Here is a 6,444-nt window from a genome sequence, read left to right as displayed (position 1 = left end):
ACACCCCGATCCCTTTGGTGGTTCTCCCACGAACCACGCCCACCCTGGAACACCGACACTCCTTTTTTGGCCACCACGGGGGTGGCACAGAAGACCACCCCACCCCCCCCCCCCCCCCGCCGCACGGCCCGCGACACCCCGCCGGAACCAGGCAGACCCACTGTGACGGAAGGAGACGTACATGACGGACAAGCAGGTCGCCGTGGTCACCGGCTCGTCGTCGGGCATCGGGGCCGCGACCGCCCGACGACTCGCCGCCGAGGGAATCCGGGTGGTGGTGAACTCCGCCCGGTCCACCGAAGCCGGCCGGGCACTGGCCGACTCCCTGCCCGAAGCGCTCTACGTGCAGGCCGACGTCTCCGTCGAAGCCGACGCGGCCCGCCTGGTCGAGGCGACGGTGGAACGCTTCGGTCGCCTCGACATCCTGGTCAACAACGCCGGCCGGACCCGGCTCATCCCGCACCCCGACCTGACCGCCGCCACCCCCGAGGTGTGGCGCGAGATCCTCGACCTCAACGTCATCGGCACCTGGCAGACGACCGTGGCCGCCGTACCGCACCTGCGGGCCGCCGGTGCCGGCTGCGTCGTCAACATCTCCTCGATCGCCGGCAGCCGGCCGGCCGGCAGTTCCATCCCGTACGCGGTGAGCAAGGCCGCCGTCGAACACATGACCCGCCTGCTCGCCAACGTGCTCGGCCCGGACGTACGGGTCAACGCGGTCGCGCCCGGCCTGATCGAGACCCCGTGGACCACCGACCTGCTGCCGCACATCGTCGAGAAGGTCCGGGAGATCACCCCGCTGCGCCGGGTCGGCGTCCCGGACGACGTGGCGGAGGCCGTCCTCGGCGTCGTGCGGGCCAGTTACATGACCGGCGCCGTGCTGCTGGTCGACGGCGGAGCACACCTGATCTGAACCGTCGGGAACTCCGACCCGCACCGAAAGGACCCGCGCATGAGGTTGGCCGTCAACCTGGTCTACGAGGGCGCCGGAGCGCTCGCCCGGACCGCCGAAGAACTCGGATACCACCTCGCCCTGGCACCGGAGGGCTACCGCTCGGACGCGGCGAGCGTCCTGGGCCTGGTGGCCGGGCAGACCACCCGGATCGGGCTCGCCTCCGGGGTGATGCAGATACCCGGACGTACCCCGGCGATGGCCGCGCTGACCGCCGCGACCCTGGACGCGCTCAGCGGAGGCCGGTTCCACCTCGGACTCGGAGTCTCCAACCCGGACGTCTCCGAGGGCTGGTACGGAGTGTCGTTCGACCGCCCGCTGCAACGCACCCGCGAGTACGTCGAGATAGTCCGGGCCGCCCTGCGGGGTGACCCGGTGCGGTACGACGGGAAGCACTTCCAACTGCCCAGCGGCGGTGACGGCGGGGCACCGCTGCACCTGCTGACCCAGCCGATCCGCCCGGACATCCCCGTCTACCTCGCCGCGGTGGGCCCCCGGAACCTGCGGCTCACCGGCGAGGTGGCCGACGGCTGGATCGGCGTGTTCACCTCGCCGCAGATGGTCGAGGACGCCGTCGGGCACCTGCGGGCCGGGCGCCAGCGGTCCGGGTGTGACCTGACCGGCTTCACCGTCATGCCCTGCCTGCCGACCTCGATCGACGACGACCCGCGACGGGCCGCCGACGCCATCCGTGGCCAGTACGCCTACCTGCTCGGCATCGGAAACCCCGAGCGGAACTTCTACATCACCCTGGCCGGCCAGCTCGGCTTCGCCCGCGAGGTGGCCGAGATCCCGAGGCGGCTGCGCGCCGGTGACCGGGCCGGCGCCGCGGCGGCGGTGCCGTACGCGCTGATCGAGGCGACCGCGCTGATCGGCTCGGTGGACCGGGTGGCCGATCGGATGCGGGCGTACGCGCGGGCGGGTGTCACCACCCTGGGCATCATGGTCTCCGCCGCCGCGACGACCACCGCCGGACGAATCTCGATCCTGGAACTGGCGGCCGAGGCGCTGGCCCGCTCCGGTGTCGGTGAGGTCGCCGTCGGCACGTCCAGGTAGTCGGTTCCGACGTCAGCGGCCGGCACCACGCCCGCCGCTGACGTCGCCGCCGCGTCACCGGTCAGCCCGGGGTGGGGCGCCGGGGGGTGACCGGGCTGACGGTGCCGAAGCCGCGATTGAGGTAGACCACCGGGGTACCGCCGCCCAGCCGTACCTCGTGCACCTCGCCGACCATGATGATGTGGTCGCCGGCCTCGACCCGCCGGTGCACGGAACAGTCGACAACCGCGACGGCGTCGTCGACCACGACCAGGCCGCTCGCGGTCGTGGTGAAGCGCCCGTACGCGAACTTGTCCGCCGTCTTGCTCGCGAACCGCTGGGCGAGTTCGGTGTGCTGCGGTTGCAGGATGCTGACCGCGAACCGGGCGCAGTCGCGGAACACCTCGAAGCAGTTGGCCGATCGGGCCAGACAGACCAGGATCAGTGGCGGGTCCAGCGACACCGAACAGAACGAACTCGCGGTGAAGCCGTGCGGCCGTCCGGCCGCGTCCCGTGTCGTGACGACGGTGACGCCACTGGGGAACGAGGCCATCGCCGCCCGGAACGCCGCAGGGTCGAGCTCGTCGGCACCGGCGCCGGCACGAGCGGCGGCGGCGGACGAATTCGCTGAGACCATATGCTCTCTCCTCAGCCTTCGGTCGTGACGGTGCCCGGGACGGCCCCGATCCCGTTCCACGCTGGTCCCCGTACCTAGAGTTTCGGTGGAGACAAGCTTGACCCCGCGCCCTGCCGGGTCCCCCACTCGTCTCCCGAAACGGTGCGCTCCCCCACAGTGCCCGGCACCAGCCGATCTCAGCCACTCTTCGAGCGGTGCGCGGGAGATTCGATCCGGAGACCCACAGGCGGTCCGAGTGTCACCCACGCCGGTCGGATCGGCGTCGGATCGGCCCGACCGGGGCGGGGAGGAACGTACGGATGACGCAGACCATCGATCACCAGACCGACAGCGCCGAGTGGGTGCTCTGCCGGGGCTGTCACCGGCCGTACTACGGCAAACGCTGGGTGCGCAATCTCCAGATCTGTCCCGACTGCGGCCGGTACGAGCCGTTGACCGCAGCGCAGCGGCTGACCCAGCTGCTCGACTCCGACGGGTTCGAGCGGCTGGACCTCTCCGCCCGCAGCGAGGACACGCTGCGGTTCGTCGACACGGCGCCGTACCCGGCCCGGCTGGCGCAGGCGCGGGCGAGCACCGGGCTCAACGAGGCGGTGCTCTGCGCGCGCGGCACGATCGACGGGGCGCCGGTCGTCGCGGCCGTGATGGACTTCCGGTTCATGGGCGGCAGCCTGGGCAGCGCGGTCGGCGAACTGATCACCCTGGCCGCCGAGACGGCGCTCACCGAGCACACCCCACTGCTGATCGTCTCCGCCTCCGGTGGCGCGCGGATGCAGGAGGGTGCCCTGTCGCTGATGCAGATGGCGAAGACCGCGGGTGCCCTGGCCCAACTCGACGAGGCGGGCATCCTCACCATCTCGCTGATCACCGACCCGACGTACGGCGGCGTGGCGGCGTCGTACGCCACCCTCTGCGACGTCATCCTGGCCGAACCCGGCGCCCGGCTCGGTTTCGCCGGTCGGCGGGTGATCGAGCAGACCATCCGTCAGCAGCTCCCGCCCGGCTTCCAGAGCGCGGAGTTCCTGCTGGAGCGGGGCTTCGTCGACCGGATCGTGCCCCGCTCCCGGCTCCGCGCCGAGCTGGCCGGGCTGCTCCGCGCCGGCTCGGCGTCACCCCGGTCCGACCGGTCGGCACTGCCCGACCGGCCACCGCTGCCCGACCGGTCACCGCTGGCCGACCGGCTCCCGTTGCCGGACCGGTCGCCCGTCGCGGGGCGGAACGGGGGCGCGGCGGCCGATCCCCTCATCCGGGAGCCCGGCGACCTGCCCGAGGTCGACCCGTGGCGACAGGTGCGCTCCGCGCGTGCCCTGGACCGCCCGACCACACTGGACTACCTCTCGGGCAGCTTCGAGGGCTTCCTGGAACTGCACGGCGACCGGGTCTCCGGCGAGTGCGGCGCGATGGTCGGCGGAATCGCCCGGCTCGACGGTCGGCCGGTGGTCGTGGTCGGGCAGCAGAAGGGGCACACCCCGGCCGAGCTGACCCGACGCAACTTCGGCATGCCCATGCCGTCGGGCTACCGGAAGGCAGCCCGCCTGATGCGGCTGGCCGAGAAGCTGGGACTGCCGGTGATCACCCTGGTCGACACCCCCGGCGCCTATCCGGGCGCCGACGCGGAGGCGCAGGGACAGGCGTACGCGATCGCGGAGAACCTGCGGTTGATGTCCTCGCTGACCGTACCGGTGATCTCCGTGATCATCGGCGAGGGCGGCAGCGGCGGAGCCCTCGCCCTGGCGGTCGCGAACCGGGTGTTGATGTTCAGCGGCAGCGTCTACTCGGTGATCTCGCCGGAGGGCTGCGCCTCGATCCTGTGGAAGAACCCGGCCGCTGCCCCGCAGGCCGCCGCGGCCCTGCGCCTCACCGCCCGCGAACTGCTCCGGCTCGGGGTCACCGACGGGGTGATCGGCGAACCCGACGGCGGCACCGGTGCCGATCCGCTGCGCGCCGCGGCAGCCCTGCGGGCCGCGCTGGAGCACACCCTCCGGGAACTGTCCGGGCTGTCCGGGGCGCAGCTCACCGCCGACCGGCGGGCCCGGTTCCGGCAGTACGGCTCGGCCCTCACCGTCGAGGCCGAGCTGCGGACCATCAACGAACGGACGCTCTGACCCGAACGGACGCATCGACCGCAACCCCGTCGGGCGTGGGCGTACCGCGAGCGGGCGCCCGTGCGGTCGATCCAGCCAGGAAGAGGCTCACGTGTTTCGAACAGTCCTGATCGCCAACCGGGGCGAGATCGCGCTACGCGTCGCGCGGGCCTGCCGGGAGCTGGGCATCCGGACCGTCGCGGTGTACTCCACCCAGGACCGGGACTCGGCCGTGGTCCGGTTCGCCGACCGGGCCGTCCAGATCGGTCCACCGGCGGCCCGGTACAGCTACCTCAACGCGGCGGCGATCCTGGAGGCGGCCCGGCAGACCGGGGCCGACGCCATCCATCCCGGATACGGCTTCCTCTCCGAGGACCCCGACTTCGCCGAGGCGTGTGAGTCCGCCGGTATCACCTTCATCGGGCCGCCGGCCGCCGTGATGGCCCGGCTCGGGAACAAGTCGTCGGCACGGTCGCTGATGGCCGAGGCCGGGCTGCCCCTGCTCCCCGGCAGCCTCACCCACCTCGAAGCCGACGAGGCCCTGGACCTCGCCGAACAGATCGGCTACCCGGTGATCGCCAAGGCGGCGGCCGGCGGCGGCGGGCGCGGCATGGCGGTCATCCGGGACCGGGCCGGCTTCCTGGACGACTACCGGCGGGTCCAGGCCAGCGCGCAGATGCTGTTCGGCGACGGCCGGACCTACCTGGAGAAACTGTTGGAGTCCGCGCGGCACGTGGAGATCCAGGTGCTCTGCGACTCGTACGGCCGGGGCATCCACCTCGGCGAACGAGACTGTAGTGTGCAGCGCCGCCACCAGAAGCTGATCGAGGAATCGCCCGCCGCGCGGCTACCGGACGGCCTCGCCGAGCGGATGGGCCGCGCGGCGGTCAACGGAGCGCTGGCCGCAGGTTACGTCGGCGCGGGAACCTTGGAGTTCCTGGTCGATTCCGACGGCAACTACTACTTCATGGAGGTCAACTGCCGGATCCAGGTGGAGCATCCGGTCACCGAGATGGTGACCGGGATCGACCTGGTCCAGGAGCAGTTGCGGATCGCGGCCGGGCAGCCGCTCGACCGTACGCAACGGGAGGTCCAACCGCGGGGGGTGGCGATCGAGTGCCGCCTCAACGCCGAGGACCCGAACAGCGACTTCGCCCCCACTCCGGGACTGATCGAGGAGTTCACCCCGGCGTCCGGCCCGTTCGTCCGGGTCGACACGCACGCCTTCCCCGGCTACGCGATGCCGCCGCACTACGACTCGCTGCTGGCCAAGCTGATCGTCTGGGCACCCGACCGACCACAGGCGATCGACCGGATGCTGCGGGCGCTGGACGAGTTCCGGGTGACCGGGAACCGGATGAGCACCACCAGGGACTTTCTCCGCGAGGTGCTCGCCCACCCGACGTTCCGGTCGGCGGAGCACGGTACGACCTTCGTCGACACCGTCCTGACGGCACGGCGGGAACCCGTCCGGCCCGGCTGACCTTCACCCCGCCACGAACCGGTCCCCGCGATCCGGCGGCGCCCGGTCGACAGCGGACAACCGCCCTTCAACCACCGGTCGACAGCGGTCAAGCACCGGTCAACCACCGGCCGACAGCGGTCGGGGGGGGGGGGGGGGGGCCCCCCCCCCCCCCCCGCCCCCCCCGGGGAGCACCCAAGCTCCCCCCAACCCCCCTCCCCCCTTTCTGTTTGATCTGAGTGGGAGGGTTCGAAGAGGCGCCCTTCTTTATTCCCAG

At 72.1% G+C, this 6,444-nt stretch carries 5 protein-coding genes; 4 read left to right on the top strand and 1 reads right to left on the bottom strand.

The genetic code is table 11. From position 1 onward, the window contains the following. Nucleotides 1–181 precede the first annotated feature (181 nt). Nucleotides 182–913, top strand: a complete 732-nt coding sequence (locus ACZ6QQ_RS19935) for an SDR family NAD(P)-dependent oxidoreductase (RefSeq protein WP_465877931.1) — start codon at nt 182–184, stop codon at nt 911–913. A 39-nt stretch (nt 914–952) separates the two neighbouring features. Beyond that, on the top strand, nt 953–2,008 hold the full coding sequence (locus ACZ6QQ_RS19930) for an LLM class flavin-dependent oxidoreductase (protein ID WP_465877930.1): 1,056 nt from the start codon (nt 953–955) through the stop codon (nt 2,006–2,008). Between the two features lie 61 nt (nt 2,009–2,069). On the opposite strand, the gene ACZ6QQ_RS19925 is transcribed toward ACZ6QQ_RS19930, so the two are convergent. After that, nucleotides 2,070–2,624 carry a flavin reductase family protein gene (locus ACZ6QQ_RS19925; RefSeq protein ID WP_465877929.1) on the bottom strand — a complete coding sequence of 185 codons (555 nt, stop codon included), beginning with the start codon at nt 2,622–2,624 and terminating at the stop codon, nt 2,070–2,072. 299 nt (nt 2,625–2,923) lie between these two features. Between ACZ6QQ_RS19925 and ACZ6QQ_RS19920 the strand changes: the two genes are divergently transcribed. Both ACZ6QQ_RS19920 and ACZ6QQ_RS19915 read left to right on the top strand, forming a co-directional pair. Beyond that, a complete protein-coding gene (locus ACZ6QQ_RS19920; RefSeq protein ID WP_465877928.1) occupies nt 2,924–4,726 on the top strand; it encodes an acetyl-CoA carboxylase carboxyltransferase subunit alpha in 1,803 nt (600 codons plus the stop codon). A gap of 91 nt (nt 4,727–4,817) precedes the next feature. After that, nucleotides 4,818–6,188 (top strand): acetyl-CoA carboxylase biotin carboxylase subunit, encoded by a 1,371-nt coding sequence (locus tag ACZ6QQ_RS19915; RefSeq protein WP_465877927.1) that lies wholly within the window; start codon nt 4,818–4,820, stop codon nt 6,186–6,188. The last annotated feature ends 256 nt before the right edge of the window (nt 6,189–6,444 follow it).

It is taken from the genome of Micromonospora sp. NPDC049529 (assembly GCF_055586685.1).
Note: the sequence above shows the minus strand (reverse complement) of the source record. Positions and strands in the feature narration are given on the sequence as shown.

Bases quoted from the DNA above. Each gene is read 5' to 3' on its own strand.
- ACZ6QQ_RS19925 (WP_465877929.1), bottom strand. From the start codon at position 2,624: ATGGTCTCAGCGAATTCGTCCGCCGCCGCCGCTCGTGCCGGCGCCGGT.
- ACZ6QQ_RS19930 (WP_465877930.1), top strand. From the start codon at position 953: ATGAGGTTGGCCGTCAACCTGGTCTACGAGGGCGCCGGAGCGCTCGCC.
- ACZ6QQ_RS19935 (WP_465877931.1), top strand. From the start codon at position 182: ATGACGGACAAGCAGGTCGCCGTGGTCACCGGCTCGTCGTCGGGCATC.
- ACZ6QQ_RS19920 (WP_465877928.1), top strand. From the start codon at position 2,924: ATGACGCAGACCATCGATCACCAGACCGACAGCGCCGAGTGGGTGCTC.